This is a genomic window from Oleiphilus sp. HI0123 (genome assembly GCF_001635315.1).
In genome coordinates, this window is sequence record NZ_LWGE01000868.1 from 1 (window position 1) to 447 (window position 447).

General features: G+C 44.7%; 1 protein-coding gene. It reads left to right on the top strand.

The window, feature by feature from the left end:
* Window positions 1-447 (top strand): ketopantoate reductase family protein (locus A3761_RS07555; RefSeq protein ID WP_304439599.1); only part of this gene is annotated, 447 nt, incomplete at both ends.

Genomic DNA, 447 nt, shown 5'->3' on the forward strand with positions numbered 1-447 from the left:
TTAAACAAAGCTGCAGAATCTAACGATGCTGCCCGAGCGCTACTTAATTACCTTCAGCCACCCGCATTAGACAAGACGCTAACACTCCAATACGAAAAGGACATATGGCAGGCTTTGTGGCACAAGCTCGTGATCAATTGCGCTATTAATCCCTATACAGCGCTACTAAATTGCCCGAATGGCCAAGTACGGACATCACGACGTTTTATTGAAGGTTGGCCAATACTGAAGCTAGAACTTAGCGAGCTGCTAAACACAGCAAGCTACCCTCTTTCCGGTGATGAAATCGAAACGCTGGTTTTCGATGTGATGCAAAAAACCAGCACAAATATCTCCTCTATGCTACAAGATATTCGCGCGGGTAAACGCACTGAAATTGATGATATCAATGGCTTTGCAGCCCGGTTTTTGGCTCAGCATACCTTAAGTAGCGAAGTGAATAGTTAT